A 1,173-nucleotide genomic window follows, 5' to 3' on the forward strand; every position below is an offset into this window, starting at 1 on the left:
CGGTCACGGTGTTCGCCGCGTCCAGGTTGCCCGTGGGCTCGTCGGCCAGGATGGTCCGGGCGCCGGAGGCCAGGGAGCGGGCGATGGCCACCCGCTGCTGCTCGCCCCCCGACAACTCGCCGGCCTCCCGATCAGCGTACCCATGCAGATGCACCCGGTCCAGCAGTTCGTCCGCCCCAGCCGCATCCACGGTCGCACCTTCCGACCCCGGGGAACGATATCGGCCATGACGTTGAGAGGCCTCCACCGCCAGCATGATATTGTCCCGCACGCTCAGATACGGCACCAACCGGTAGTCCTGAAACACCCTCATGCATAATGACCCCAGCAGTTCGCCGCGCCCGATCTCCGCCACCGGCTCGCCATCCAGCAGCACCGATCCCGCATCCGGCTTGAGCGAACCGTCCATCAGACGTAGCAGCGTGGTCTTGCCCGAACCCGATGGCCCCATCAAAGCCGTCGCCGAGCCCGACGGGAACACCGCATCAGCCCCATCCAGAATCACCCGAGCGCCGTATGAAAACCCGACATTGTTCAACACCAACATGGCAACCTCCCAACACCACCATGATAACTCTGGGCGAGCTCGCTCCGGAATCTATGACCGGCACGAATGATGGGTGCGGAGTACCGCATTGCCATATGTGTGGATACGGCACGCAACACGCCCCGCACCGCATTTTAAGATTTCGGTGTTTACATGAGCATATGGCTGAAGATTATGCAATCTACCGTCTGTATATCGACGGCGTACCGTTTGAGTTCCATTCCCCCGATTCCGCGACGAAGACGTACGCGGACCTGTGCGATGTCGTCGCCAAGGCCCACTCCGACCGCAAGGCGCGGCATTTCTCGTTCTCGACCTCGTCGCATCCGACCAAAGGCCGTTCGATCGACGTGCTGGTGACCTCAACGACCCATGTCATGCTGGATGCGCCGCTGGGTTGGTGACATATGACGCCGATCGCCTCCGACGAACGCACGTGAGACGTTCGTCGGAGGCGATCTGAAATGTAGGGAACGCAGGCTGCCACCCGATCACAGGGGCTCAATCACACGGCGGTGCCGTTGGCGTCCAGATTCGGGTTGTGCTTCGAGTTTCCCGCGGTGAAGAACAGGCTGAGCACGCCGACCGCGAAGACCACGGCCACGCCGGCCACCAGCCAGATCGGC

At 62.5% G+C, this 1,173-nt stretch carries 2 protein-coding genes and 1 pseudogene; 1 reads left to right on the plus strand and 2 read right to left on the minus strand.

Annotated features, from left to right (window positions below; translation table 11 throughout):
• Positions 1-547: ABC transporter ATP-binding protein (locus B4C31_RS03420; RefSeq protein ID WP_291531350.1), on the minus strand; the 547-nt coding region annotated here is incomplete at its 3' end.
• Positions 548-708: 161 nt separating this feature from the next.
• Here B4C31_RS03420 and B4C31_RS03425 point away from each other — a divergent pair.
• Positions 709-951 carry a hypothetical protein gene (locus tag B4C31_RS03425; protein ID WP_291531351.1) on the plus strand — a complete coding sequence of 81 codons (243 nt, stop codon included), beginning with the start codon at positions 709-711 and terminating at the stop codon, positions 949-951.
• 101 nt (positions 952-1,052) lie between these two features.
• On the opposite strand, the pseudogene B4C31_RS03430 reads toward B4C31_RS03425, so the two are convergent.
• Positions 1,053-1,173, minus strand: a pseudogene (locus B4C31_RS03430) (tripartite tricarboxylate transporter TctB family protein); the annotation flags it as partial.

This window comes from Bifidobacterium sp. UBA4282 (assembly GCF_002394995.1).
GTDB lineage: Bacteria > Actinomycetota > Actinomycetes > Actinomycetales > Bifidobacteriaceae > Bifidobacterium > Bifidobacterium pullorum_B.

Bases quoted from the DNA above. Each gene is read 5' to 3' on its own strand.
- B4C31_RS03425 (WP_291531351.1), top strand. From the start codon at position 709: ATGGCTGAAGATTATGCAATCTACCGTCTGTATATCGACGGCGTACCG.